This is a genomic window from Enterobacter sp. AG326, assembly GCF_004362415.1.
Classification (GTDB): domain Bacteria; phylum Pseudomonadota; class Gammaproteobacteria; order Enterobacterales; family Enterobacteriaceae; genus Enterobacter; species Enterobacter asburiae.
Window position 1 is genome coordinate 273,424 of the sequence record NZ_SNXG01000003.1, and the last position, 26,336, is coordinate 299,759.

Annotated in this window: 27 protein-coding genes; 16 read left to right on the forward strand and 11 right to left on the reverse strand. The window is 55.9% G+C overall.

What is annotated here, in order from left to right; genetic code table 11:
- The first annotated feature begins 104 nt into the window (after positions 1-104).
- Both plsC and ftsP read left to right on the forward strand, forming a co-directional pair.
- Entirely contained in the window at positions 105-842 is a 738-nt protein-coding gene (gene plsC, locus DFO52_RS12775; protein WP_029740707.1) for a 1-acylglycerol-3-phosphate O-acyltransferase, read from the forward strand.
- A 58-nt stretch (positions 843-900) separates the two neighbouring features.
- Positions 901-2,313, forward strand: coding sequence for a cell division protein FtsP (ftsP, locus tag DFO52_RS12780; protein WP_133550506.1), 1,413 nt, complete (start codon positions 901-903; stop codon positions 2,311-2,313).
- Between the two features lie 29 nt (positions 2,314-2,342).
- Here the strand turns inward: ftsP and DFO52_RS12785 are convergent, their stop codons facing one another.
- The gene (locus tag DFO52_RS12785) at positions 2,343-3,818 is read right to left on the reverse strand and encodes a TrkH family potassium uptake protein (protein WP_029740709.1); all 1,476 of its coding nucleotides are present in this window, start codon (positions 3,816-3,818) and stop codon (positions 2,343-2,345) included.
- Between the two features lie 199 nt (positions 3,819-4,017).
- On the opposite strand from DFO52_RS12785, the gene DFO52_RS12790 reads away from it, so the two are divergent.
- Positions 4,018-6,189, forward strand: coding sequence for a YgiQ family radical SAM protein (locus tag DFO52_RS12790; RefSeq protein ID WP_047646355.1), 2,172 nt, complete (start codon positions 4,018-4,020; stop codon positions 6,187-6,189).
- An 84-nt stretch (positions 6,190-6,273) separates the two neighbouring features.
- On the opposite strand, the gene dkgA is transcribed toward DFO52_RS12790, so the two are convergent.
- Together dkgA and yqhD are read right to left on the reverse strand one after the other, a co-directional pair.
- Positions 6,274-7,101 carry a 2,5-didehydrogluconate reductase DkgA gene (dkgA, locus tag DFO52_RS12795; RefSeq protein WP_047646354.1) on the reverse strand — a complete coding sequence of 276 codons (828 nt, stop codon included), beginning with the start codon at positions 7,099-7,101 and terminating at the stop codon, positions 6,274-6,276.
- 105 nt (positions 7,102-7,206) lie between these two features.
- Positions 7,207-8,370 (reverse strand): alcohol dehydrogenase, encoded by a 1,164-nt coding sequence (gene yqhD / locus DFO52_RS12800; protein ID WP_047646353.1) that lies wholly within the window; start codon positions 8,368-8,370, stop codon positions 7,207-7,209.
- Positions 8,371-8,565: 195 nt separating this feature from the next.
- On the opposite strand from yqhD, the gene DFO52_RS12805 reads away from it, so the two are divergent.
- Complete coding sequence (locus tag DFO52_RS12805; RefSeq protein WP_133550507.1) at positions 8,566-9,465, forward strand: AraC family transcriptional regulator; 900 nt, start codon at positions 8,566-8,568, stop codon at positions 9,463-9,465.
- Positions 9,466-9,504: 39 nt separating this feature from the next.
- On the opposite strand, the gene yghB is transcribed toward DFO52_RS12805, so the two are convergent.
- The gene (gene yghB / locus DFO52_RS12810) at positions 9,505-10,164 is read right to left on the reverse strand and encodes a DedA family general envelope maintenance protein YghB (protein WP_029740714.1); all 660 of its coding nucleotides are present in this window, start codon (positions 10,162-10,164) and stop codon (positions 9,505-9,507) included.
- Between the two features lie 143 nt (positions 10,165-10,307).
- Positions 10,308-11,495: a cystathionine beta-lyase gene (metC, locus tag DFO52_RS12815; protein ID WP_047646352.1), complete on the reverse strand. Its 1,188-nt coding sequence runs from the start codon at positions 11,493-11,495 to the stop codon at positions 10,308-10,310.
- A 251-nt stretch (positions 11,496-11,746) separates the two neighbouring features.
- On the opposite strand from metC, the gene exbB reads away from it, so the two are divergent.
- Both exbB and exbD read left to right on the forward strand, forming a co-directional pair.
- On the forward strand, positions 11,747-12,478 hold the full coding sequence (exbB, locus tag DFO52_RS12820; RefSeq protein WP_023309174.1) for a tol-pal system-associated acyl-CoA thioesterase: 732 nt from the start codon (positions 11,747-11,749) through the stop codon (positions 12,476-12,478).
- 4 nt (positions 12,479-12,482) lie between these two features.
- Positions 12,483-12,908: a TonB system transport protein ExbD gene (gene exbD / locus DFO52_RS12825; protein ID WP_023309173.1), complete on the forward strand. Its 426-nt coding sequence runs from the start codon at positions 12,483-12,485 to the stop codon at positions 12,906-12,908.
- Positions 12,909-12,950: 42 nt separating this feature from the next.
- Here exbD and DFO52_RS12830 read toward each other — a convergent pair whose 3' ends face one another.
- Together DFO52_RS12830 and DFO52_RS12835 are read right to left on the reverse strand one after the other, a co-directional pair.
- Positions 12,951-13,400 carry a cytoplasmic protein gene (locus tag DFO52_RS12830; RefSeq protein WP_133550508.1) on the reverse strand — a complete coding sequence of 150 codons (450 nt, stop codon included), beginning with the start codon at positions 13,398-13,400 and terminating at the stop codon, positions 12,951-12,953.
- A gap of 1 nt (position 13,401) precedes the next feature.
- A complete protein-coding gene (locus DFO52_RS12835) occupies positions 13,402-13,806 on the reverse strand; it encodes a hypothetical protein (RefSeq protein ID WP_023309171.1) in 405 nt (134 codons plus the stop codon).
- A 103-nt stretch (positions 13,807-13,909) separates the two neighbouring features.
- On the opposite strand from DFO52_RS12835, the gene DFO52_RS12840 reads away from it, so the two are divergent.
- Positions 13,910-14,413 carry a hypothetical protein gene (locus tag DFO52_RS12840; protein ID WP_047646351.1) on the forward strand — a complete coding sequence of 168 codons (504 nt, stop codon included), beginning with the start codon at positions 13,910-13,912 and terminating at the stop codon, positions 14,411-14,413.
- 81 nt (positions 14,414-14,494) lie between these two features.
- Positions 14,495-14,983 carry a TIGR00645 family protein gene (locus DFO52_RS12845; protein ID WP_023309169.1) on the forward strand — a complete coding sequence of 163 codons (489 nt, stop codon included), beginning with the start codon at positions 14,495-14,497 and terminating at the stop codon, positions 14,981-14,983.
- Positions 14,984-15,042: 59 nt separating this feature from the next.
- On the opposite strand, the gene DFO52_RS12850 is transcribed toward DFO52_RS12845, so the two are convergent.
- Positions 15,043-16,083 carry an aldo/keto reductase gene (locus tag DFO52_RS12850; RefSeq protein WP_133550509.1) on the reverse strand — a complete coding sequence of 347 codons (1,041 nt, stop codon included), beginning with the start codon at positions 16,081-16,083 and terminating at the stop codon, positions 15,043-15,045.
- 231 nt (positions 16,084-16,314) lie between these two features.
- Here DFO52_RS12850 and DFO52_RS12855 point away from each other — a divergent pair, with 231 nt between their 5' ends.
- The 4 genes from DFO52_RS12855 to DFO52_RS12870 all read left to right on the forward strand — a co-directional run bounded on the left by DFO52_RS12855 (position 16,315) and on the right by DFO52_RS12870 (position 19,446).
- Entirely contained in the window at positions 16,315-17,862 is a 1,548-nt protein-coding gene (locus tag DFO52_RS12855; protein ID WP_059347672.1) for a methyl-accepting chemotaxis protein, read from the forward strand.
- 127 nt (positions 17,863-17,989) lie between these two features.
- Complete coding sequence (locus DFO52_RS12860; RefSeq protein ID WP_133550510.1) at positions 17,990-18,244, forward strand: hypothetical protein; 255 nt, start codon at positions 17,990-17,992, stop codon at positions 18,242-18,244.
- A 294-nt stretch (positions 18,245-18,538) separates the two neighbouring features.
- Positions 18,539-18,988: a hypothetical protein gene (locus tag DFO52_RS12865; RefSeq protein ID WP_047646349.1), complete on the forward strand. Its 450-nt coding sequence runs from the start codon at positions 18,539-18,541 to the stop codon at positions 18,986-18,988.
- A gap of 179 nt (positions 18,989-19,167) precedes the next feature.
- Positions 19,168-19,446: a hypothetical protein gene (locus tag DFO52_RS12870; RefSeq protein ID WP_133550511.1), complete on the forward strand. Its 279-nt coding sequence runs from the start codon at positions 19,168-19,170 to the stop codon at positions 19,444-19,446.
- 10 nt (positions 19,447-19,456) lie between these two features.
- On the opposite strand, the gene DFO52_RS12875 is transcribed toward DFO52_RS12870, so the two are convergent.
- Positions 19,457-20,047 (reverse strand): TetR/AcrR family transcriptional regulator, encoded by a 591-nt coding sequence (locus tag DFO52_RS12875; protein ID WP_047646347.1) that lies wholly within the window; start codon positions 20,045-20,047, stop codon positions 19,457-19,459.
- Between the two features lie 141 nt (positions 20,048-20,188).
- On the opposite strand from DFO52_RS12875, the gene DFO52_RS12880 reads away from it, so the two are divergent.
- From DFO52_RS12880 to DFO52_RS12890, 3 genes are read left to right on the forward strand one after another with little or no spacing between them, the layout of a single operon-like run.
- Positions 20,189-21,244: a sugar phosphate isomerase/epimerase family protein gene (locus DFO52_RS12880; protein ID WP_133550512.1), complete on the forward strand. Its 1,056-nt coding sequence runs from the start codon at positions 20,189-20,191 to the stop codon at positions 21,242-21,244.
- 24 nt (positions 21,245-21,268) lie between these two features.
- A complete protein-coding gene (locus DFO52_RS12885; RefSeq protein WP_052194012.1) occupies positions 21,269-22,165 on the forward strand; it encodes an alpha/beta hydrolase in 897 nt (298 codons plus the stop codon).
- Entirely contained in the window at positions 22,155-23,057 is a 903-nt protein-coding gene (locus DFO52_RS12890; RefSeq protein ID WP_047646345.1) for an alpha/beta hydrolase, read from the forward strand. Before DFO52_RS12885 ends, DFO52_RS12890 begins: the two co-directional genes overlap by 11 nt.
- A gap of 73 nt (positions 23,058-23,130) precedes the next feature.
- Here the strand turns inward: DFO52_RS12890 and DFO52_RS12895 are convergent, their stop codons facing one another.
- Together DFO52_RS12895 and yghU are read right to left on the reverse strand one after the other, a co-directional pair.
- Positions 23,131-23,463, reverse strand: a complete 333-nt coding sequence (locus tag DFO52_RS12895) for a hypothetical protein (protein ID WP_029740720.1) — start codon at positions 23,461-23,463, stop codon at positions 23,131-23,133.
- 160 nt (positions 23,464-23,623) lie between these two features.
- On the reverse strand, positions 23,624-24,490 hold the full coding sequence (gene yghU / locus DFO52_RS12900) for a glutathione-dependent disulfide-bond oxidoreductase (RefSeq protein WP_047646344.1): 867 nt from the start codon (positions 24,488-24,490) through the stop codon (positions 23,624-23,626).
- Between the two features lie 245 nt (positions 24,491-24,735).
- On the opposite strand from yghU, the gene DFO52_RS12905 reads away from it, so the two are divergent.
- Positions 24,736-26,325 carry an ABC transporter substrate-binding protein gene (locus DFO52_RS12905; protein WP_133550513.1) on the forward strand — a complete coding sequence of 530 codons (1,590 nt, stop codon included), beginning with the start codon at positions 24,736-24,738 and terminating at the stop codon, positions 26,323-26,325.
- Positions 26,326-26,336: the final 11 nt, after the last annotated feature.

Below are 26,336 nucleotides of genomic sequence, written 5' to 3' on the forward strand. Positions count from 1 at the left end.
TTGTTAATTCGTGCGTTGCGATTAACAATACGCGCTCGTAATAAAGTCCTTACCTGGCCACAGGTGAAGTATAATTGTCAGCTGTTGGGGCTTCAGAGGTCGCTATGCTATATATTGTTCGTCTTATTCTTACCGTTATCTACTGCATTCTGGTCTGTATTTTCGGCTGCATCTATTGCCTGTTCAGTCCGCGTAATCCTAAGCATGTTGCCACCTTCGGCCATATGTTCGGGCGTCTTGCGCCGCTGTTTGGCCTGAAGGTTGAGAAACGTCTGCCTGAAGGGGCGGAGAATTTCGGTAACGCCATCTATATCGCTAACCATCAGAACAATTACGATATGGTGACCGCCGCAAATATCGTTTTACCGCCGACCGTGACGGTAGGGAAAAAAAGTCTGCTGTGGATCCCGTTTTTTGGCCAGCTGTACTGGCTGACCGGTAACCTGCTGATTGACCGTAACAACCGGGCGAAAGCGCACAGCACCATTGCGGAAGTGGTGAATCATTTTAAAAAGCGCAAAATCTCAATCTGGATGTTCCCGGAAGGAACGCGCAGCCGCGGCCGCGGCCTGCTGCCGTTTAAAACCGGGGCGTTTCATGCCGCAATTGCGGCAGGTGTTCCAATTATTCCTGTGTGCGTTTCCAATACTTCGAATAAGATTAATCTTAACCGCCTGAATAACGGGCTGGTGATTGTCGAAATGCTGCCACCCGTCGATACCAGCAAATACGGTAAAGACCAGGTGCGCGAGCTGGCAGCGCACTGCCGTGAGCTGATGGCTCAGCATATTGCGCAGCTCGACAAAGAAGTCGCAGAGAGAGAAGCCGCCGGTAAGATTTAATCCGGCGTTGAAGGGAAAACGAATTCCCGCGTTGTTAGTCGTTTCAGATGGAGCTTATATGTCACTCAGTCGGCGTCAGTTTATTCAGGCTTCCGGGATCGCCCTTTGTGCGGGTGCGATGCCGCTGACAGCCAGCGCCGCCGGGCAGCAACAGCCGCTGCCTATTCCGCCATTAATTGAATCCCGTCGCGGTCAGCCGCTTTTCCTGACGCTGCAGCGCAGCCACTGGTCCTTCACCCAGGGGACGCGCGCGCCTGTCTGGGGCATTAACGGACGTTATCTTGGGCCGACCATACGCGTGTGGAATGGCGATGACGTTAAGCTCATCTACAGTAACCGTACCCCTGAAAATGTCGCCATGACCATCAGCGGTTTACAGGTGCCTGGCCCGTTGATTGGCGGCGCGGCGCGAATGATGTCACCCAGCGCCGACTGGGCGCCGGTTCTGCCGATTCGCCAGAGCGCAGCAACCCTGTGGTATCACGCCAACACGCCTAACCGCACGGCGCAGCAGGTCTATAACGGCCTGGCCGGAATGTGGCTGGTGGAAGATGAGGTCAGCAAATCCCTGCCGATCCCGAACCACTACGGTGTGGATGATTTCCCGATTATCATCCAGGACAAACGTCTGGATAATTTCGGTACGCCGGAATACAGCGAGCCGGGCAGCGGTGGCTTCGTCGGCGATACGCTGCTGGTCAACGGCGCGCAAAGCCCGTACGTCGAGGTCTCGCGCGGCTGGGTGCGCCTTCGCCTGCTCAACGCCTCTAACTCGCGCCGCTATCAGCTGCAAATGAGCGATGGCCGTCCGCTGCACGTGATTTCCGGCGACCAGGGCTTTTTGCCGGCGCCGGTTTCCGTCAAACAGCTGGCGCTCTCGCCGGGTGAACGTCGCGAAATTCTCGTGGACATGACCAACGGGGATGAAGTGTCGCTAACCTGCGGTGAAGCGGCGAGCATTGTTGACCGTATTCGCGGGTTCTTTGAACCGTCAAGCATACTTGTCTCGACCCTGGTGCTGACCCTGCGTCCAACCGGTCTGCTGCCGCTGGTGACCGATAGCCTGCCAATGCGCCTGCTGCCGCAGGAGATCATGAGCGGCTCGCCGGTGCGCAGCCGTGATATCAGCCTGGGCGACGATCCGGGGATCAACGGCGCGCTGTGGGACGTCAACCGCATCGACATTACCGCGCAGCAGGGCACCTGGGAGCGCTGGACGGTCCGTTCAGATATGCCGCAGTCGTTCCATATTGAAGGGGTGTCATTCCTGATCCGCAACGTCAACGGCGCGATACCGTTCCCGGAAGACCGCGGCTGGAAAGATACCGTCTGGGTAGACGGTCAGGTTGAACTGCTTGTCTATTACGGTCAGCCTTCGTGGCCGCACTTCCCGTTCCTGTTCCACAGCCAGACGCTGGAGATGATGGACAGGGGCTCCGTGGGGCAGATGCTGATCAACCCCGCACCTTAACCCAACATTCCCGGTTCGCCGGGAATGGTTTATGCCCGCCAGAAAAAGCGCGAGAACAGAATCAGCACCGGGTAAATTTCCAGACGCCCTAAGATCATTGCCGCGCACATCAGCAGTTTTGCCCCCTCTGTTAACGTGCCAAACGTCGACGCCGTCTCGCCAAACCCCAGCCCCATGTTGTTGATGCAGGCGGCAACCGTTGCGAATGAGGTAAACAGGTCGTAGCCCATCAGATTGAGCGACCAGACAAAAAAGCCCGTGATCATGACGTAGAGAAAAAAGAAGCTCCATACCGAGCGCAGGACGCGTTCATTCACCACGCTTTTGCCCACCTTAATGCTCAACAGCGCTCTCGGATGCGCCAGCTGGTTCATCTCCTGAATACTCTGCTTGAACATAATGAGAAAACGCAGGGCTTTGATCCCGCCGCAGGTCGAGCCTACGCAGCCGCCAAAAAAGCTGGCGCTCAACAGCAGGAAAATGGTGTGTGCGGGCCATTGGGCATAGTCGGCGGTCGAAAGGCCGTTATCGGTCATCATCGAACTGGCAAGGAAGAAGGCGTGCACCAGGCTATCCGTGGCGTTGTACATCCCGGCATGCCAGACCTGCCAGGCGGTGATGACAATAATCACCGCAGCGGCGCTCAGAAAGAATTTAACCTCCGGGCTGCGGCGAATCGGTTTCAGGGTGCGTCTGACAATGGCGACGTACCAGAGGGTGAAGTTGAACGCGGAGAGCAGTGAAAACGCCCCGGCGACCAGCTCAATCGCGTGGCTGTCATAAAACCCAATGCTCTCGCTGCGGGTGGAGAACCCGCCCAACGACACGGTCGACAGCCCGTGACAGAGGGCGTCAAAAAATGACATTCCCGCCAGCCAGTAGGCCAGGGTGCAGGCCACGCCCAGCGCGAAGTAGGTCACCCACAGCGTGCGCGCGGTATCGGCAAGGCGGGGAGTCAGACGTTCCTCCTTGAACGGCCCCGGCATCTCTGACTGATAGAGCTTCATGCCGCCGATGCCCAGCAGCGGCAGGACCGCGACGGCCAGCACGATGACGCCTAACCCGCCAATGAAATTCAGCTGTGCGCGGTAATAAAGGTACGACTTAGGCAGGGCGCTGACGTCCCCGATTACCGTTGCCCCGGTGGTGGTGATCCCGGAAACCCCTTCAAAGAGCGCGTCGGCAAAGGAGAGCTGTAGCCCGTCATCCATCCAGAGCGGCATGGCGCTAATGAATGAAAACAGCAGCCAGAACAGCACGATAATCACAAACCCGTCGCGGGTGCGAAGCTGTATGCCCGCGTGACGGGTTGCCCGCCAGGTTAACCCTCCGAGAGTAAAAAAGGTTAAAAAGGTGGTCAGAAAGGCAAAGTAGGTCCGCTCTTTATTCAGCAGGGCGATAACCATCGGCGGCAGCATGGAAAGGCTGTACAGCAGAACCAGAAAACCGCAGAGGTGAAGGACAACCCGCAGCTGGGATACATGTAACGAATCGTTGGGCTTCACGACAGAGCTCCGCGCAATAACACGTTCCGGGGCAAATCACCGGAAAATATAGTGAATATTATGATTCAAAATTATCAGGGCGCCGTATTTTAACGACTTCCACGAATATCTGCCTGCTTCATGCATCCTTTTCTTCAAATCTGGCGGATGAACAGCGTATAATCCCGCTCCTTTTGTCTATTTTTTCTTCGGAAGCATTATGAGCGCAATTTCCCTGATCCAGCCGGATCGTGACCTCTTCTCCTGGCCCCAGTACTGGGCGGCCTGCTTTGGACCGGCGCCGTTCCTGCCGATGTCCCGGGAAGAGATGGACCAACTGGGCTGGGACAGCTGCGACATCATTCTGGTCACGGGCGATGCCTACGTTGACCATCCGAGCTTCGGTATGGCCATCTGTGGCCGTATGCTTGAGGCGCAGGGCTTCCGCGTGGGGATCATCTCCCAGCCTGACTGGAACAGCAAAGACGACTTTATGCGTCTGGGTAAACCGAACCTGTTCTTCGGCGTCACCGCAGGCAACATGGACTCGATGATCAACCGCTATACCGCCGACCGCAAGCTGCGTCATGACGACGCCTACACTCCGGATAACGTGGCGGGTAAACGCCCCGACCGCGCAACCCTGGTCTATACCCAGCGCTGTAAAGAAGCCTGGAAAGACGTGCCGGTGATCCTGGGCGGCATCGAGGCGAGCCTGCGCCGTACCGCGCACTACGACTACTGGTCAGATACAGTACGCCGCTCGGTGCTGGTGGATTCCAAAGCCGACATGCTGATTTACGGTAACGGCGAGCGTCCGCTGGTGGAAGTGGCGCACCGTCTGTCGCAGGGTGAACCGGTGAGCAGCATCCGCGACGTGCGCAATACCGCCATTATGGTGAAAGAGGCGCTGCCGGGCTGGAGCGGGGTGGATTCCCGCATCATTGATATGCCGGGCAAAATCGACCCGATCCCGCACCCGTACGGCGAAGATCTGCCGTGTGCCGATAACAAGCCGGTTGAGCCGAAAAAAGCGGAAGCGAAGGCTATCGTTGTGCAGCCGCCGCGCCCGAAACCGTGGGAAAAGACCTACGTGCTGCTGCCGTCCTACGAGAAGGTGAAAGCCGACAAGGTGCTCTACGCGCACGCGTCCCGTATTCTGCACCATGAAACCAACCCGGGCTGCGCCCGCGCGCTGATGCAGAAGCACGGCGAGCGCTTTATCTGGATTAACCCGCCGGCGATCCCGCTCTCCACCGAAGAGATGGACAGCGTCTTTGCGCTGCCGTACAAGCGCGTTCCGCACCCGGCGTACGGCAACGCCCGTATCCCGGCGTATGAGATGATCCGCTTCTCGATCAACATCATGCGCGGCTGCTTCGGCGGCTGTTCCTTCTGCTCCATTACCGAGCACGAAGGGCGTATTATCCAGAGCCGCTCTGAAGATTCGATCATCAATGAGATCGAAGCGATTCGCGACTCGGTTCCGGGCTTTACCGGCGTGATTTCCGACCTTGGCGGCCCAACCGCGAACATGTACATGCTGCGCTGCAAATCGCCGCGCGCGGAGCAAACCTGCCGTCGCCTCTCCTGCGTCTACCCGAGCATTTGCGAGCACATGGACACCAACCATGAGCCGACGATCAACCTCTACCGCCGCGCGCGCGACCTGAAGGGCATCAAAAAGATCCTGATCGCGTCCGGGGTACGTTACGACATCGCCGTGGAAGATCCGCGCTACATCAAAGAGCTGGCGACGCACCACGTCGGCGGCTATCTGAAGATTGCGCCGGAGCACACCGAGGAAGGCCCGCTGTCGAAAATGATGAAGCCGGGCATGGGCAGCTACGATCGCTTTAAAGAGCTGTTCGATACCTATTCGAAGCAGGCGGGTAAAGAGCAGTATCTGATCCCATACTTCATCTCCGCCCACCCGGGCACGCGCGATGAAGACATGGTGAACCTGGCGCTGTGGCTGAAGCAGCGTCGCTTCCGCCTGGATCAGGTGCAGAACTTCTATCCGTCACCGCTCGCCAACTCGACGACCATGTATTACACCGGCAAGAACCCGCTGAGTAAGATTGGTTATAAGAGTGAAGAGGTGGTGGTGCCGAAAGGGGATAAACAGCGTCGTCTGCATAAAGCGCTGCTGCGTTACCACGATCCGAAAAACTGGCCGCTGATCCGTCAGGCGCTGGAAGAGATGGGTAAAAAACACCTGATCGGCTCGCGTCGCGACTGCCTGGTACCGGCCCCGACGCTGGATGAGATGCGCGAAGCGCGTCGCCAGAACCGCAATACGCGCCCGGCGCTGACCAAGCACACGCCGATTGTGCATCAGCGTTCAAACGGTAATTCGAGTGTGAAGAAGCCCATGAAGCGCAAAGCGTAAATAAAAAACCCCGGCAAGCCGGGGTTTTTTATGTAGACACGTAGACCGGGTATGGCGAAGCCGCCACCCGGCTTTTTTACGCACTTAACCGCCAAACTGGTCCGGGTCCGGCCCAAGCCGCTTGCCCTTATCCAGCTTCGCAATCTCACCCAGCTCTTCTTTGTCCAGACGGAAATCCCAGACGTCGAAGTTCTCGGCGATGCGCGATGGCGTGACCGATTTCGGTATGACCACCAGGCCGTTGTCCAGATGCCAGCGAATGACGATTTGCGCCGGGGTTTTACCGTATTTATCCGCCAGCTCACGGATAATTTTTTGATCAAACACCCCTTCGCCGCCCTGCGCCAGCGGGCTCCAGGACTCGGTCTGGATTTTATGCGTGGCGTTCCAGGCATGAAGCTGGCGCTGCTGCATCAGCGGGTGCAGCTCAATCTGGTTAATCACTGGCGCAACGCCAGTCTCGTCAATCAGCCGCTGCAGGTGATGAACCTGGAAGTTACAGACGCCGATGCTTTTCACCAGCCCCTCTTTCTGCAGGTCAATCATCCCTTTCCAGGCATCAACGTAGTGGTCGATGGCCGGAACCGGCCAGTGCATCAGCCAGAGATCGACGAAATCGAGCTGGAGTTTCTCCAGGCTCTCCTCCAGCGCTTCGCGGGGGCGTTTTTGATCGTCGTTCCACAGTTTTGTGGTGATGAATAACTCATCGCGGGAGACGCCAGCGCTGGCCAGTGCCTTACCCACGCCGTCCTCGTTTTTGTACGCGGCGGCGGTATCAATGGACCGATAGCCGACTTCCAGGGCTTTATGAATGGCGGAGACGACCTCGTCGTTACCGGCTTTCCATACACCTAGCCCCAGCTGGGGCATCACGTTGCCGTCCTGCAGCTTGATTACGGTTTGGTTTGCCATTTTTCCTCCTTCAGGTGCGCATCGCCGGAGGGTTCCTCCGGCGATGGGGTGTGCATTAAGTCTGGACGAAATGTCAAAAAACGAAAGTCGGGAGGGCAAAAACGCTTAGCGTGCCGCTTCGTAGATGCGACGGCTGACGTCCAGCGTAATGTCGCCGTGCTCGCCCAGGTGGGTCATGCCGTGTTCTTCGAGTTTCGCCAGCAGAGCAGGGATGGAGCTGCCGTCCAGACCGTAGCCGGACAGACGCGTTGGCACGCCCAGACCTTCAAAGAAGCTGCGGGTCGCTTCGATGGCGGCATCAATACGCGCATCTTCAGAACCCTCGGTGATGTTCCACACGCGCTCGGCGTACTGCAGCAGCTTGGCGCGCTTGGTGTCGCGTTTTTCGTTCCACAGGGCAGGCAGCACAACGGCCAGCGTCTGAGCGTGGTCCAGACCGTGCATTGCCGTCAGCTCGTGTCCCAGCATGTGGGTCGCCCAGTCCTGCGGCACGCCAGCGCCGATCAGGCCGTTCAGCGCCTGCGTTGCGGCCCACATTACGTTGGCGCGAACGTCATAGTTTTCCGGCTCTTTCAGCGCTTTCGGGCCGTCTTCGACGAGCGTCAGCAGAATGCCTTCCGCGAAGCGATCCTGAATTTTGGCATTCACCGGATACGTGACGTACTGTTCAACGGTATGAACAAAGGCATCGACCACGCCGTTCGCCACCTGACGCGCAGGCAGGGTGTAGGTGTAAACCGGGTCCAGAATGGCGAACACAGGCTGAACGTGTTCGTTCATGAAGGCCTGTTTGTCGCCGGTCGTTTTACGGGAGATCACCGCGCCCTTGTTGGATTCAGAGCCCGTCGCTGGCAGGGTCAGCACGGAGCCCATCGGGATGGCGCTTTTAATGTCGCTGCCGCGGGTTTCCAGAATGTGCCACGGATCGATGCCGTCAGCGTAGTGCGCTGCCGCCGCGATGAATTTGGTGCCGTCAAGCACGGAGCCGCCGCCGACGGCCAGCAGGAAGGTTATGTTCTCTTCGCGGGCGATTTTCACCGCGTTCATCAGCGTTTCGTAAGACGGGTTTGGCTCGATGCCGCCGAACTCACGCACGTCCAGACCGTCCAGGGCGCTGTAAACCTGATCCAGCACGCCGGTTTTTTTCACGCTGCCGCCACCGTAGGTGATCAGTACGCGGGCGTCAGCAGGGATCTGCGCGCGCAGATCGGCGATAGCGTCTTTACCAAACAGAATGCGGGTTGGGGTGTGAAGATTAAAGTTGTTCATTGCTCGTTCCCTTTAGTGGGTGAAAAACCGTGGTGGCGCAGAGGGCGACCTGATGCTGCACATTGTGGCCGTCCGGGGCTATCCTCTCAATGCACATTCCTGCCGATGTCTTGCCCATTTCTACAGAGCGCTGGAGAAAGCGCGGAAAAGCACGCACACTGTCAACGTCGGAAACCGTACCCGGAGTAACGTAATATGAACCGTGAAGCGATCTGCCATCAGCTCACTGTGCAGATTAAAAGACTGATAGATAAAGAAAATGACGTCAGCGATCTGCTTCCTGACATTCGTCTGCTTTATGGAACGCAGCCCGGGACGCGCACGCCGGTCATGTACCAGCCGGGCATCGTTTTTCTCTTCTCGGGCCATAAAATTGGCTATATCAACGAGCGCGTGTTCCGCTACGACACCAATGAATATCTGCTTCTGACGGTACCTTTACCCTTCGAATGTGAAACCTTCGCGACAGAAGCCGTTCCGCTGGCCGGTATTCGCGTCAACGTCGATATTCTTCAGCTGCAGGAGCTGCTGATGGAGATTGGCGAAGATGAGTTCTTCCAGCCGTCTATGGCATCGAGCGGGATTAACTCGGCGACGCTGTCGGAAGAGATCCTCTGCGCCATAGAGCGTCTGCTGGACGTGATGGAAAGGCCGCTGGACGCGCGTATTCTGGGAAAGCAGATCGTCCGCGAAATTCTCTACCATGTGCTGCTGGGCCCGGGCGGCGGGGCATTACTGGCTCTTGTGAGCCGACAGACCCACTTCAGCCTGATAAGCCGCGTGCTCAAGCGCATTGAAAGCCAGTACACGGAAAACCTCAGCGTCGACCAGCTGGCGGCGGAAGCGAACATGAGCGTCTCGGCGTTTCATCATAACTTCAAGTCGGTGACCAGCACCTCGCCGCTGCAGTACCTTAAAACCTACCGGCTGCATAAGGCGCGGATGCTGATGATCCACGACGGCATGAAGGCCAGCGCGGCGGCGATGCGGGTGGGTTACGAAAGCGCGTCGCAGTTCAGTCGGGAGTTTAAGCGCTATTTCGGCGTCACGCCGGGAGAGGATGCATCACGCATCCGAACCATGCAGGGAGCTTAAGCTTTTTCCCCTCTCCCCTATGGGGAGAGGGTGAGGGGATCAGGCGCTGCAGTACTTCTTCTTAATCACCACCGCGATGGTTCCCACCAGCCCTGCCACCAGCAGGAACATCGGCAGCACCATCAGGAAGGTCATCACCTGATCTTCATGGTGTTTCACAAAGGGGATCATATTCAGCGCATAGCCGAGCGTGGTGACCACACCCACCCACAGCAGAGCGCTCAGCCAGTTGAAGAACTGGAAGCGGCGGTTTGACAGACCGGAAATGCCCGCCATCGTTGGCAGAAGCGTGCGAACAAACGCGAGGAAACGCCCCGCCAGCAGGGCCAGCAGGCCATGCCTGTCGAACATGCAGGTCGCACGCTGATGATATTTATGCGGTAACTGCGCCAGCCAGCCTTTTACGACGCGGGTATTCCCAAGCCAGCGGCCCTGCAGATAGCTCAGCCAGCAGCCCAGGCTGGCTGCGGAGGTGAGAATAACCATCGTTGGCGTGAAGTCCATGACGCCTTTCCCGATTAATGCCCCGGCAAGTAAAAGCAGGCTGTCACCGGGTAAAAACGAGGCTGGCAGTAATCCATTTTCCAGAAACAGAGTTGCGAACATCACGAGGTAAACGATACCAACGATGTGAGGATCCGCCAGCGCGGCAAAGTCGTGATGCCAAAGCGCCGCGATAATATCTTGAATAACAGCCATGGACTTTCCTGTGGAACAGCAGATATAGCGCTATTGTACTCCCTTATTCGCCCGTCGGGTTTGATCCCGGGCGCAACTCATGCAGACTTTTCTCATTGCCGTGTCCACAAAAGCGTCCAGAGAGTACATTTTCAGCCAGCACTCTACACGATACGCTCGAACCCTGCTGCTAAATCGGCAATCAGATCGTCAACATTTTCTAAACCGATATGCAGTCGAATCAGGGTGCCGCTGAAGTCCACTTCTCCGCCGGGGCGCAGAGCCGCAACCTGTTCCGGCTGGTTAGGCAGGATCAGGGATTCAAAACCGCCCCAGGAGTAGGCCATGCTGAAGAGGGTAAAATTATCCAGATAGCTCGCCAGCTCGTCGTTATTTAGCCGCTTTTTCAGTACGAACGAGAACAAACCGCTGCTGCCCGTAAAGTCACGCTGCCAGAATTCGTGGCCTTTACTACCCGGTAACGCGGGATGATTCACGCGCTCAACCTGCGGATGCTGCGCCAGCCATTCGGCCACCTTCAGGCTGCTTTCATGGTGCTGACGCAGGCGAACGCCCAGCGTGCGGATACCGCGGCTGGTCATGTAGGCCGTGTCTGCATCCACCATCTGGCCCATCAGGTAGGCATTTTCACGCAGCTGATCCCAGCAGCGCGCGTTGGAGACCGCGGTGCCAATCATGCCGTCAGAGTGGCCTATCAGGTATTTCGTCGCCGCCTGAATCGAGATATCAATGTCGAATTCCAGGGCTTTAAACAGCACGCCCGCCGCCCAGGTGTTATCGATCATAACGATCGCCTCTGGGGCTTTGCTGCGCACGGCCTTCACGATAGCCGGCACGTCGTGAACTTCCATGGTGAGCGATCCCGGAGATTCCAGGAACACAATGCGCGTGTTTGGCTGAATAAGTTCGGCAATGCCTTCACCAATCAGCGGGTCGAACCAGCCGGTCGTTACGCCGAGCTTGCTGAGGATTTTGGTGCAGAAGTCCTGGCTGGGCTCGTAGGCGGTGTTGGTCATCAGGATATGGTCGCCCTGTTCCACAAAAGCCAGAATGGTGTTGGCCACCGCAGCCGCCCCGCAGGGGAACAGCGCGCAGCCCGCGCCGCCTTCCAGCTCGCACATCGCCTCCTGCAGCGAAAAATGGGTTAGCGTGCCGCGACGGCCATAAAACAGCCCGCCTTTCGCGCGGTTGCGCGTGGCAATTTTTTTCTCCTCAACGGTATCAAACACCAGCGAGGAGGCTCGTTGAATCACGCTGTTGACCGATCCCTGCGTATATTTTTTGCTGCGTCCTGCCTGTACCAGCGTGGTATCAAGATGCTTCTTTGTCATGTTCGCTAACCCTGTTTTTATACGTCTGGACGTCCAGACTACCACGATTGGAAAAAACTGCACCCCGCGGCTTATCGAATAAACAGAAAATATTAGCAAAAATTCGCATAAGAAATTTTTACTGCGTAAGCGCAAGGAAAGTGAGCGAAAATTACGGCACCATGCAAATACTAATGAGAACTACTATCAATTCGACGACGTTTTGATATTATTACGCTCAGATTTTGTGATTTGCGTCCTGGAGATACAGAGTGGGTAATAATTTGATGCAGACGGATCTCTCCGTTTGGGGCATGTATCAGCATGCTGACATCGTGGTTAAGATTGTGATGATCGGCCTGATTCTGGCGTCCGTTGTCACCTGGGCTATCTTCTTCAGCAAGAGCGCCGAGCTGCTTTCGCAGAAGCGCCGCCTTAAGCGGGAACAGCAGCAGCTGGCAGAAGCCCGCTCTCTGGATCAGGCTGCAGACATGACCTCATCCTTCCACGCGAAAAGCCTTACCACCCTGTTAGTGAATGAAGCACAGAACGAGCTGGAACTCTCCGCTGGCAGTGAAGATAACGAAGGTATCAAAGAGCGTACCGGTTTCCGCCTGGAGCGTCGCGTTGCGGCCGTTGGCCGACACATGGGACGCGGCAATGGTTATCTGGCAACCATCGGCGCGATCTCACCGTTCATCGGTCTTTTCGGTACGGTCTGGGGCATCATGAACAGCTTTATCGGTATCGCGCAGACCCAAACCACCAACCTGGCGGTCGTGGCGCCGGGTATCGCAGAAGCGCTGCTGGCGACGGCAATCGGTCTGGTTGCCGCTATCCCGGCGGTGGTTATCTACAACATCTTCGCGCGTATGATTGGCAGCTACAAAGCCACGCTGGGTGACGTTGCCGCGCAGGTTCTGCTGCTGCAAAGCCGCGATCTCGACCTGAACGCCAGCTCGGTTAAGCCGGTGCACGCGGCGTCTAAACTGCGCGCAGGTTAAGAGTATGGCGATGCGTCTAAACGAAAATCTGGACGATAACGGCGAAATGCATGAAATCAACGTGACGCCGTTTATCGACGTTATGCTGGTTCTGTTGATTATCTTCATGGTAGCCGCGCCGCTGGCGACGGTTGATGTGAAGGTCAATCTGCCTGCCTCTTCCAGCCAGCCCCAGCCGCGCCCGGAGAAGCCTATCTACCTGTCGGTGAAGGCGGATAAATCCATGTTCCTCGGGAACGACCCGGTGACGGCCGACTCGGTCATCCCGGCGCTGGAGCAGCTTACGGGCGGTAAGAAAGACACAACGGTCTTCTTCCGTGCGGATAAAACCGTTGATTATGAAACCATGATGAAGGTAATGGACACGCTGCATCAGGCGGGTTACCTGAAGATTGGACTGGTCGGCGAAGAGAAAGCGGCCTCGAAGTGATAAAGAAGCTGGCGAAAGCCGGCTTTTTTTATGCCTGTCGGTTTATGCGTTTTTGCTATCCGTCGGTGCGGTAGAGGGAGTTGCCAGCGCGTCCTCATCCAGCGCCACGCAGGTGACGTTTGAGGTACGATACTCACTGTCGGACAGCTTGCGCGTCAGACGCAGGGTGGCGATTTCTCTGGCAAGCAGATACTGATAATTGGCCTCAAGACGTCCGAGAAGCTTCTCTTTCAGCTCAGGCCGCTGTTCTATGATGGCGTTCATCACGGCACCGTAAATCTCTTCTTTGACCTGTAGCGGATAAATTTCACGGCGATTCTGCCATTTCAGACGAACCAGCGTCGCCGGGATCGATACCAGGTCTTGTGTAATACGCGTCATCTCGTCATTTTTTGTGTTTCTCAGCGCGTCGAGATTTTGCTTTAAGATAAATTCATCACTTTTTTTATCATCTAAAGTCAAATAAACGTCGTTGTTTTTAACTTCTTTCACGTTAATCTTCCCCCAGGCTATAAAAAATTGGGTTGTTTTTTTCGCGCGTAATTAAATTAAGCCAAATTTCATTGCCCGCTTCATTAATTTCTTCGGTTTTCTCGGCCATTATTTGACTTAGTTTCTGGGCATCTATTTCACCCTCGGCCTGGAGGTCATTCAGCAGGTGGACAAAGGCTTCAATTTTTATGGCGCGAAATAAGCGGTCTTTTATATGGCGATCGTGCTCTTCCAGCAACATATTTCGGGATTTGCCAGTTCGGGAAACACCAATTAATATATCGGGCTCGAAATCAGAGAGCTTTCTTTTCCCCTGAGTGAAACTGGCCTCTTTTTCTGCTTCCGTCGGTTGCTGTTCCACAGGCGTAATGTGGTACTTAGCCGGGACGAGATAGTCGGGCAGCATTTTTAATTTCCTTTATTTTCAACAGGGTGGGGTTGGTAAAGGCGTGAGATTCGTTGACAATATCATGAGGCAAATTTAAAATCAAAAAAAATGGAGCCTACCCATGAACAGCATCTTTTTTACGGTCATCACATTACTATTACTGACCGCTGGTGTGCTTTTATTGATGCAGGAGTTCAATAAAACAAAAGTGTCGAAAGACACCAGTGAACCCCCGCAACCTGAACTGATGACAAAAGAGGAAGGGGAAGACCATTTCTCTGTATTGATGAACTCCGTTACGCCTGTCTGGTACTGGCGGGTGAACCACGAATATATCGACTTTTTACACGCGACAATTAAGCGCATGAAAATGTCGGAAATTAATGACACGCCCGGACTGTTTGAGGCGCAGCGTCGCTGTAGCGATCTGAATTCAGCAGTCTATAAATATTATGACAATATTAAAAAGCGCTGCCTTAACGGCGAGAAGGTCTCTTATTCCGATCTGGACGTATTAAATTTGCGTCAGTGTTTTCGCGAGTTCAGTCTGGAAGCCTATCCTGAACTGGTGGGGCTTGTCTGGCCGGAGTACGCACGTCCCGAGGTTAACCCAGACAACGTCTGAGTGACGTACCGTTGAGTTATTGCAAACAGCCAGCGCCGTTGAGATATACTGGGCGCTGGTTTCTTTTGCAAACAGGACTTTATGGAACGCTTTTTTGAAAATGCCATGTACGCCTCTCGCTGGATACTGGCCCCCGTCTATTTTGGCCTCTCGCTGGCACTTATCGCGCTGACGATTAAGTTCTTTCAGGAAATCTGGCATGTTCTGCCGAACATTTTTTCTATTGCCGAAGCGGATCTGATTCTGGTTCTGCTGTCGCTGGTGGATATGACCCTGGTGGGCGGGCTGCTGGTGATGGTGATGTTCTCCGGCTACGAGAATTTTGTCTCCCAGCTCGATATCGACGAGCGTAAAGAGAAGCTCAGCTGGCTGGGCAAAATGGATGCTTCGTCGCTGAAGAATAAAGTGGCCGCGTCGATTGTGGCGATCTCCTCTATCCACCTGCTTCGCGTGTTTATGGACGCGAAGAACGTGCCGGATAACAAACTGATGTGGTACGTCATCATCCACCTGACGTTTGTGCTGTCTGCGTTTGTGATGGGGTATCTGGATAAGATCAGTAAGAAGTAATTTCCCCTCACCCGGCCCTCTCCCTGTGGGAGAGGGCCGGGTGAGGGCATCAGACCGCACTATTTATCCGACGACGCCTGCCACAGATTCAACTCCCCATCCGCAACATGCTGGTCAATCCGCTTGAGTTCGTCCTCCGTAAAGCGCAGGTTTTCCAGCGCCTGAACATTCTCTTCCAGCTGTTCCGGGCGGCTTGCGCCAATCAGCACGGACGTCACGCGCGCATCCTTCAGTAGCCAGCTTAGCGCCATCTGCGCCATGGTTTGTCCGCGCGCCTGCGCCATCTCATTCAGCAGGCGAAGGCTGCTCAGGTTGGCGTCGGTCAGCATCTTCTGCGTCAGGCCGCGCGCTTTATTCCCTTCGCGCTGCATGCGTGAACCTTCAGGAATACCGTTCAGGTATTTTCCGGTCAGCAGCCCCTGCGCCAGCGGGGTGAAGGCAATACACCCCGTACCGTTTGCTTCCAGCGCATCCAGCAAGCCGGTCTTATCGACCCAGCGGTTAAGCAGGTTATAGGACGGCTGGTGGATCAGCAGCGGGATCTTCCACTCGCGCAGCAGCTCGGTCATTTTTTGCGTGCGCTCGGTTGAGTAGGAGGAAATGCCGACATACAGCGCTTTCCCACTCTGCACGGCGTGGGCCAGCGCAGAGGCCGTCTCTTCCATCGGCGTGTTTTCATCCACGCGGTGGGAATAGAAAATATCCACGTACTCGACGCCCAGACGCTTCAGGCTCTGGTCGAGGCTGGCGAGCAGGTATTTGCGTGAACCGCCCGAACCGTACGGCCCTGGCCACATGTCGTAACCCGCCTTGGTGGAGATAATCAGCTCGTCGCGGTACGCGGCAAAATCCTCACGCAGCAGGCGGCCGAAATTCTCTTCCGCGCTGCCCGGCGGCGGTCCGTAGTTATTGGCGAGATCGAAATGGGTGATGCCGAGGTCGAAGGCTTTTCGTAGCAGCGCGCGCTGGGCGTCAAGAGGCTGGACGTGGCCGAAGCTATGCCACAGTCCCAGCGACAGCGCGGGCAGGCGCAGGCCACTTTTACCGCAATAACGATATTGCATACTCTCATAGCGGCCGTGGTAAGGGTGCCAGGACATGATGTCTCCTTTCTTATTGATGAATTTTTCGAAACAACGTTTTCATTCTGAACTTACCACATCACAAATTACATCACTAAGCGCGGGCTTAATGGTTAACGACAGCTGTGCGACCAGTGAAGCCACGCTAATTAAAAATGATCACAAAACGTTATAATTTCCCTCTTTCCTGCCGATAACGAGAGTAGTACTCGCCTCTGGGCGAACTCACCCTCACGGCAAGGAAGACTTATGAATATGCTCCGTAATTTCACGATCCGTTTCGTCATGCTGACGATTCTCGGGATCTTTTGTTTAATGTGGGCGGGCGTTGGGTTGTACAGCACCTGGTCCCTTTCTCGCGTTTCAGATGGCAATGAAGTCGACCGCCAACTGGTTAAACAGATGACGGTACTCAGCCAGGGAAACGATCAATATTTCCGCTTTGTGACCCGTCTGAGCCGCGCAATGGAAGTTAAAGCCGCAGGCGGCACGCCGGATTTGGCCTCCGCCCAACAGGCGCTGGATAACATGGGCAAGAAACTGGCCGAGATGAAAGCGATCTCCCCAGGCCCGATGGATGAGCAGATCTCTTCCCGGGTGATCGGCTCCTGGCAGGCGCTGCTCGAACAGGGCGTAACGCCGCAAATGCAGCAGGCGAAGCAGGGGGCTCTGGAGGGGTATCGCCAGCAGGCCAACAACGTCACGCCGCCGCTGAGCCGTGCGTTCGGCGCGGCCGCCGAGGAGTTCAACAATGCCGCCGCGAAGTCGCTCGACAGCACCCGCGTGGTGGTGGACGGCCTGACAAGCATGACCCGCACGGTGATTATCGTCGCCACGATTATCGGCCTGCTGATCCTGCTCTTCACCGACCGTTACCTGGTGGCGATGCTGGTCAAACCGCTGGCTCGCATTCGCCAGCAGTTCCGCCAGATTGCCCAGGGCGATCTCAGCCAGCCCATTGAGCCGTTCGGTCGTAACTGCGTGGGGCAGCTGGTGCCGCTGCTGAGCGCTATGCAGGACAGCCTGCGCGAAGCGGTCAGCACGATTCGCTCCGGCAGTGAGAATATCTGGCGCGGCGCGACGGAAATCTCCAGCGGTAACAACGATCTCTCTTCCCGTACCGAAGAGCAGGCGGCTGCGCTGGAAGAGACGGCAGCCAGCATGGAACAGCTGACCGCCACGGTGAAACTGAACGCGGAAAGCGCGCGTCAGGCAAGCCAGCTGGCCGATGTGGCCTCAACTACCGCCAGCCGCGGCGGCTCGCTGGTGGAAGAGGTGGTGACCACCATGAGCGGGATTTCGGAAAGCTCGAAGAAAATTGCTGAAATCACCAACGTGATCAACAGCATTGCCTTCCAGACCAATATCCTGGCACTCAATGCGGCGGTTGAAGCGGCGCGCGCGGGTGAGCAGGGGCGTGGTTTCGCGGTGGTGGCAGGCGAAGTTCGCAACCTGGCAAGCCGCAGCGCCAACGCGGCCAAAGAGATTGAGGGGCTGATTACCGACTCCGTTTCCCGCGTAGAGCAGGGGGCGCAGCTGGTGAGCGACACCGGCACCACCATGGATGCGATTTTGCGCGACGTGACGGAAGTGACGACCATCATGAAGCAAATCGCTTCCGCCTCTGAGGAGCAAAGCAAGGGCATTTCGCAGGTCGGGATTGCCATTACCCAGATGGACGGCGTTACCCAGCAAAACGCCTCGCTGGTTGAAGAGGTTTCTGCCGCGGCGGCCGCGCTGGAGCGCCAGACCGAAGATCTTCAGCGCTCGGTGCAGAAGTTCCGCCTGACGGCATAACGCAACGTATAAGGCCGCTTTGTGCGGCCTTATATTATTAACGCCTTCCCCATTCAGCCCCTTCTGAAACTGCTATTCTTTTGCTAACCCCCCTGACGTTCTGGGCTCTCTTCTTCGAGGTGTTGCTATGAACAGATCGTTATCTGTCATTCCTGTCCTTTCTTTCATTCTTCTGATGCTGTTCTCGGTTTCTGCCAGTGCGACCCAGCAGGCGCAGGAGCGGCGCGTGGCACGTGATGTCAGGCAGGAAACCCGCGACGCGTCACGGCAGGTGAAGCAGGCCTGCGTGGCGAACAATAACCAGAGCAATCACGACTGCCGTCAGGACAAGCGTCAGATGAAACAGTCCGGAAGACAAAAAGCGCGGGACATTAAGTATTAATCAGATTTGCGAGACGGCTTCCGGGAATGCCCCTTGTCGCCTCGCGCTAATCGCAGTATCTTCTTGCCGCGCCTGCAAAATCAGGCGTCGGGATTGGAACCCTGAGTGACTTTATCGGCGACATGAGAAGCTTTATGTCGTACGCTTTGCTGCACCTCAATGGTGGGCTGGCGGGGGCATCGTAAGATGCGCCGGTATCCGATAAAGCCGGTAGTTCCAACCTCGCACAGTCCACCGCCATGAGATTGGAACCTCTGACGGTGGGTTTTAAACCATTTATCGGAGGCTGCCATTATGGCTACAACCCCAACCCAGACACACGCGTTATTTACCACGCCGTTTTCTCATACCACCGATTTCACCGAGCTGGCGGACAACTGCGAGCACTACGCTTATTCTCTGGTGGAGTGTGACGACATCACCGAGAAGCTGGCGTTATGCGGGCGTCTCTCCACCTGCCTGGCGCTGCTGCAATCCACGCTCCATGAACCTGTTCCGGAGCATTTGATCCCGCATTTTGTCGTGAACGATCTTCCCGCACGGCTGCCTGCTTTCGAACCGGAGAGCGACCAACTCGGTCAATACTGCCAGGTTTTAACCCAGTTGCTGATTAGCCGCGCCCTGCCACAGGAGATGGCGCGCGTGATAGAGGATTTGCTGTGTGAGCTGGTGGGATATTACGCCGATACGCTGAAAGCGCCGCGCTGGATAAATACACCGGAAGGTCATATCGCGATTAATTAAGATTGTTTTATGTTGCCGGGCGGCGGCTGCGCCTTGCCCGGCCTGGGTTATTATTTTCATGTGTTAATGTAACAATATATTTGGCATTTTCTGCACCGTAAAGGCGAGGGGCATTAATATAGCCTTAAGCTCCTCCCGACATTATTAATTTTCTTATTTTACCGGAAATAATACAGTCTATGAAAAAGCTCTATATTGTATTGGCCGCCATGGCAGGCCTTGCTATGGTCAATTCAGCAATGGCGCAAAGCGTCACCGTGGATGTCCCGAGCGGTTATAAAGTAGTTATTGTCCCGTCATCCACCACGGTTCCGCAGGCGGTGACCGTTGCGCCAGCACCGTCACAAACTGTCTATGCCGCGCCAGCGCCTGCTCCGGTTTATCACCCGCGTGCGCGCCATGTGGCGAGCGTGGCTGAAGGGATGGTGATTGAGCATCAGTACGACGATCATCATTGATGCTTCACACTCAGCAATGCGGCAGCAGGCTAAGCGCTTGCTTAACCGCCGCCTGCAAACGAGATTCCGGAACACCGTCCCTGGCCTGCACCGACAAACCATGTAAAAAGACGGCAAAATAGTCTCCAAGACTCTCTGCATCGGTCGTATCAGGTAGTTCACCGTTATGCACTGCCTGACGGAGACGGTCGATGATCTGCTGCGTACGCTGCAGGCGATGCTGTGCCAGCCAGGTTTTGAGCGTTTCATTTTCCGCACTGACGCTGGCTGCAGAGGCCACTACCATACATCCTTGCGGCAAATCCGGATGACAGTACAGGTGAACCGCATCCATTAACAGCGTCTGGATGGTATCCCGCACGTTGCCCCCTGCGGAGAAGGCCCGATCCGCAAAACCGCCTTCCTGTTTTTCGTAATCGGCGATAGCTTCCCGAAAGAGCTGCTCTTTTGAACCGAACGCCTTGTAAATCCGTGCCGATGCAATCCCCAGCTCTGCCACCAGATCCGACATTGAGGTTCCTTCATAACCCTGTCGCCAGAACAGGTTGCGCGCTTTGATAAGCGCCTGGTCACGATCGAACTGGCGCGGTCTGCCTGCCATTTTGTTGCTCCGGTTGGTCCTGAATTCAGTGAAACAGGATCGCCTAAATCATCTGGATTACCAATGAATTTATATTTTTCGCTTGCGGTTATCCGGCTTTACTCCTATTGTTTGTCAATCGACAAACAATAGGAGTATACGATGAAAACCCTCAAAGGTCCCTCTCTCCATCTGGCTCAGTTCAGCGATGATGCGGCCCCATTCAATAATTTGCCTGCGATAGCCCGGTGGGCGGCGGAAACGGGGTTTAGCGCTCTGCAAATCCCGGTATGGGATCGCCGTCTCTTCGACGTGGCGACGGCGGCTGAAAGCCAGACCTACTGCGACGATCTGACCGGTATGCTGGCGGAGCATGGCCTGGTGGTGAGTGAGCTGACCAGCCACATCTTCGGCCAACTGATGGCGGTACATCCTGCTTACGACAGCTTATGCGACAGCTTTGCGCCGCCGGAAGTCCACGGCAACCCACAGGCCCGCGGCGAATGGGCACAGCAACAGCTGCTGATGGCGGTCAAGGCCTCTGCCAGGCTTGGACTCAGCGATCTGGGTACCTTCTCTGGCTCGCTGGCGTGGCCCTATCTGTTCCCGTTTCCGCAGCGCCCGGAAGGATTAATTGAAGCTGCCTTTGACGAGCTGGCCAGGCGCTGGATGCCGGTGCTCAACGCCTGTGACGAGCAGGGGATTAACCTCTGCTATGAGATCCATCCGAGCGAAGATCTGCATGATGGGGTGACCTTTGAAATGTTTTATCAAAGGGTGAAAGAGCATCCCCGCTGCCGGATACTTTTCGACCCCAGCCACATGGTATTACAGCAGCTTAACTATCTGGATTTTATTGATATTTATAAGGACATGATCAACATGTTCCACGTCAAAGACGCTGAATTTAATCCGACCGGGCGTCAGGGTATTTATGGTGGCTATCAGTCCTGGGTCGATCGTGCAGGGCGTTTTCGCTCATTGGGTGACGGCCAGGTTGATTTCAGGGCTATTTTCTCGAAGCTGACCCAATACGATTATGCCGGCTGGGCAACCCTGGAGTGGGAGTGCTGTCTGAAAAACCCGCTGGATGGTGCCAGAGAAGGGGCCGCGTTCATCCGCGACCACATTATTCACATCACCGATAAAGTCTTCGATGATTTCGCCGGTGCGCCAGTTAACCCTCAGCAAATCAACGCATTACTCGGCATTCGCTAAGCCACGACATCACAGGGAGTCCCCATGGAACAACAATACGGTGAGATCGCGCACGCGGATCTCAGGGCAGAACACGTCTATACGAAAGTGAACGGACAGCGCATCCACTGCGTCGTGGCGGGAAAAGGACAACCGGTATTGCTGTTACCGGGCTGGCCGCAGACCTGGTATACCTGGCGCTATGTCCTTCAGGCGCTGGCGGCGGCGGGTTTTCAGGCGATAGCGGTCGACCCTCCGGGCATTGGTGAGTCAGATAAACCGCGCGACGGCTATGACACCGGACGTGTCGGTGCCATGCTGCATACCATGATGGCGCAGTTGGGTCATGCGCGTTATAGCATAGTAGGCCACGATATTGGCATGTGGGTTGGATACGCCATGGCGAGCGATTTTCCTCAGGCGATAGAACGACTTGTGCTGACAGAAGCGGTTATCCCTGGACTGGCCCCACCACCGCCGATTTTTGTCGCACCGGAAGAGAACATCTTTCTCTGGCACTTCATGTTCAATCAACTGGCGGATCTACCCGAAACCCTGACCAGTGGGCGCGAATCACAGTATCTCAGCTATATTTTCGATCGCTGGTCTCATCGACGTGAACGGGTTGCCGCAGAGGTGTATATCGCCGCCTATTCAACACCCGGCGGGCTGCGTGCGGGCTTCGACTATTATCGCGCTATCCCGGAAACCATCCGGCAGAACCAGCGCCGTGCGCAAACGCCTTTAACCATGCCGGTGTTAACAGTGGGGGCCGAACATGCGACGCGCGATGCGCCGTTGATAACCCTACAGGGCAATGCCCTTGATTTGCGTGGCGAGACGGTGGCGGACTGCGGGCATTTTATTACCGAAGAGTGTCATGAGGCGTTTATTGGGCTAATCGTACCCTTTCTCTCAGAGGACACCGATCGTGCCGCTTGATAAACACATTGCTGACTTTCTGGCTGCATCATCGGGAGCGCCGCAACCGGCGTCGTTAGCCGACCTGCGTGCCGCCACCGAAGTGGATTTGCTGCGGCTACAGGGTGAGGAGGAAACAGGTGGCGGCATTCAACATTACGTTGTTATCGCTGATGATGGTTACGCTATCGGTCTTCGCGCGTATACGCCTGCTGCCTCAGACGCTGAAATTGCGCAGCCTGCAATGCTGTTTGCTCACGGCGGCGGATGGTGTCTGGGCTCGCTGTCGCTGTACGATCGACCCTGTCAGGCATTGGCTAATGCCACTGGCCGGAAAATACTCTCCGTTGATTACCGTCTGGCACCGGAGTTCCCCTTCCCAAGGCCGTTAGAAGATGTTTATCAGGCACTGTGCTGGGCCAGTGAACAGGCCGCGCTTTTGGGAATAGATGCGACCCGTCTTGCGGTGGGCGGCGACAGTGCTGGTGGCAATCTTGCTGCCGCGACAGCTCTGCTGGCCCGGGATCGCGGCGGACCTCACATTGAGCATCAGTTGCTGCTCTACCCGGCGTTAAGTCGCGAAATGTCGTCCCAAAGCTATTGTGAATTTGCTGAAGGTTATTATTTAACGCGTGATGCGATGGCGTTTTGCTGGGAAAACTATCTGGGAGAATGTCGTCATCCTTATGCCGAGCCGCTGCATATGGCCTCGCTGACGGGGTTACCGCCAGCAACCATCCTGAGTTGTGAATATGATCCCCTGCGCGATGAGGCTGAAGAGTATGCGCTGCGGCTTGAGGAGGCGGGGGTGCCAGTACGCTGTGAACGGTTGCCGGGAATGGTGCATGCCTGCATTCATATGTCAGGGATAACGCCAGCCGCGCGTCGGTTGTTCGAACGGGCTTGTATCTGATTCAAAAACTTAAAAAACCCAGCGCGATCGCTGGGTTTATTATTCATGCCTGTTCACAAGGTGGCACACCACCTTAGTGCGTCGCTTCACCAATCAGCGCGCCCGTGCCCGCACCAACGGCTGCACCTTTCAGCACGCTCTTGCCGGTAACCGCTGCGGCACCTGCGCCCACGGCAGCACCTACCGCGCCGCCCTTACGCGCGGCTTTACCTTTGCCGCCGTTTTTGAACATGGCACCGGTGCCTGCGCCCACGACGGCGCCGCCAACGGTTGATTTCAGATCTTTGCCCGTGGCCGCACCAATGGCCGCGCCTGCTACGGCGCCAGCGGCAGTTTTGTCGATGGCCATTCCCGAGGTGGAAAAAATGAGGGCGCTGATAACCAGCGTTGTTTTAATAAGTTTCATAACAGATCCTTTGTGACTGCTGTCGGTTGAGACGTCATTTCTCACTCTCAGACGCGAGAAAAACGTCCAGATAGTGCCAGCAATAGGGGCTCAACCTTTAAGCTAATGATGCCCTGGGCAGGGATCTCAGTTGCCGGGCGGGGATCCGCCCGGCGGAACATTACGCCTGACGCTTATCTTCCGTATTGGTATCGAAGTCGCTCGCCGCGTGGCGCTCGTGGAGCTGCTCGTTCAGCTCGCCGCTGGTTCGGTTAACGATGCGGCCGCGCTTAACGGCATGGCGATTCGCCACGTCTTTCGCCCAGCGCTGGACGTTAGTGTACTTCTCTGCATCCAGGAATTCGGCGGCGTTATAGACGCTGCCCAGCGCCACGCAGCCGAACCACGGCCAGATGGCGATATCCGCGATGGTGTACTCCTCACCCGCCACGTAGCGGCCGCGCGCCAGCTGTTTATCCAGCACGTCGAACAGGCGTTTGGCTTCCATGGTGAAGCGGTCAATTGCGTACTCAATTTTTACCGGGGCATAGTTGTAGAAGTGGCCAAAACCGCCGCCGAGGAACGGCGCCGCGCCCTGCAGCCAGAACAGCCAGTTCAGGGTCTCGGTGCGTCCCGCCGGATCTTTTGGCAGGAAGTGACCGAATTTCTCTGCCAGATAGAGCAGGATATTGCCGGATTCAAAGACGCGCGTTGGCGGGGTCGTGGAGTGGTCACGCAGCGCCGGTATTTTCGAGTTTGGGTTCACGTCTACAAACCCGCTGGAGAACTGATCGCCCTCGCCGATGCGGATCAACCATGCGTCGTATTCCGCGCCCGTCACGCCCAGCGCCAGCAGCTCTTCGAGCATGATCGTTACTTTCTGGCCGTTCGGTGTCCCGAGAGAGTAAAGCTGCAGCGGGTGGGAGCCCACGGGCAGATCTTTCTCATGGGTCGCGCCGGAAATAGGGCGGTTAATATTGGCGAACGCGCCGCCGCCGTTCTTTTTCCATTCCCACACTTTTGGTGGCTGATACGTGTTGTCTGACATGTTGGCCTGCCTTTTGAGTGATGTGTTGAGGCAGTGTAGCAGGAGATTTGTGAAGCGTTTAACGTTGCGAGCGCAATCAATTAACCGCTATTCCTTCTGGCGCTTATATATAACAAATCTGGCATAAGCTTAATCGAAAATCGCATTTTCATAATTAATGCGTAAACCGATAAAGCTGAATATGATGCTTCAACATAAATAAAAGATGCAGTAATAAAAACTTTATAAGGCAAGGAGTTAGTGAGATGCGCAAGCTTCTGTTATCGGCAGTGGTGGTTTCGCTCGCGTTAGGCCTGGCTGGCTGTGATGATGCGAAAAATAAAGAGACAAACAGTGCGGCTGCGGCAAAAAACGATGCGCCAAAAGAGGGCGGTTCGCTAATTATTGGAATTACCTCCGGCGACCCGTTAGCCGTTAATCCGCTCTATGCCAGTGACCGCACAACCTTAACGATCATGCAGGCGCTCTATGCCCCGCTGTACAGCTTTAATAACGGCAACATTGAGTGGGGCCTGGCGGAAAGCCTGACGCCTTCCGCCGACAACCTGAGCTATACCCTGACGTTAAAACCCAACCTGAAATGGCAGGATGGCCAGCCGCTGACGGCGGACGACGTGGTCTTCACCTTCAACAAGCTGCTGGATGCCAAACAGCACAGCTTCTTCCGCAGCATGTTCACCTACGGCGACAAGCCGGTACAGGTGAGCAAGGTGGATGAGCGCACCGTTAAGTTCACATTGCCGCAGGTCAGCGCGGCCTTTACCGGAACGCTGGTACAGATCTACCCGATTCCGCAGCACGTGTTCGCCAGTGAAGGCGACCTGGAAAAGAGCACCAAAAACGATGCGCCGGTCGGCTCCGGGCCGTTCAAATTTAAAGAGTACCGCGCCGGGCAGTATTACGCCCTGACCCGTTTTGACGATTACTGGAACGGCAAAGCGAAGCTTGATTCGGTCACCTACCGTTTCGCCAAAGACAGCAACGCCGCCAACCTTGCGCTGCAAAACGGGGAAATCAACCTCAAGATGGTTGACCCGCAGGATGTGAACCGTCTGAAAAATACCGGTAAGTTTGACTTCGTGGTCTATCCGGAAGGCCGTCTGGCCTATATGACGTTCAACCAAAACGTGCCGGTGATGAAGAGCAAAGCGCTGCGCCAGGCCATCGCGTATGCCATCAACAAAGACGAGCTCACCCAGACCGCGTTTACCTCGCTGGACTACGCTAAACCGGCAACGTCGTTCCTGACGCCAGATACGCTTTACAAGACGGATGACGTTGAACAGTACAAATTCGATCTGCAAAAAGCCAAAGAGCTGCTGAAGACGTCCGGCGCGCCGGACAACCTCAAGCTGCGACTGGCGTATGTGAACACCAACAAAACCCAGGAGAGCATGGCGCTCTATATTCAGCAGGCGCTGAAGGGCATTGGGGTGAACGTGGAGCTGATGCCGCTGGACTCCAACGCCATGTCTCAGCGCAGCCTCGATATGAACAATACCGCGTGGGAGCTGAACCTGGGCGGCTACATCATGGGCTCCGAGCCGGACGGTTACAAATCGCTGTTCATGAGCAACGAAGCCTATAACTACGCGCACTACAAAAATCCGCAGTTTGATGCCCTGTGGGATAAAGGCGCAGTGGAAACCGACGCCGCGAAACGTGCCGATATCTATAAGCAAATTCAGCAGACCGTGGCGAACGATATGACCTACTACCCGATCGCCTACACCAATGCGACCGTCGCGGTGGACAAGCGCTTCGGCGGCACCCAGGAAGCGGAGCCGAAACCGGTCTATCTGTTCCAGGATCTGTCAAAAATCTATCAGAAATAAGTAATTGCCCC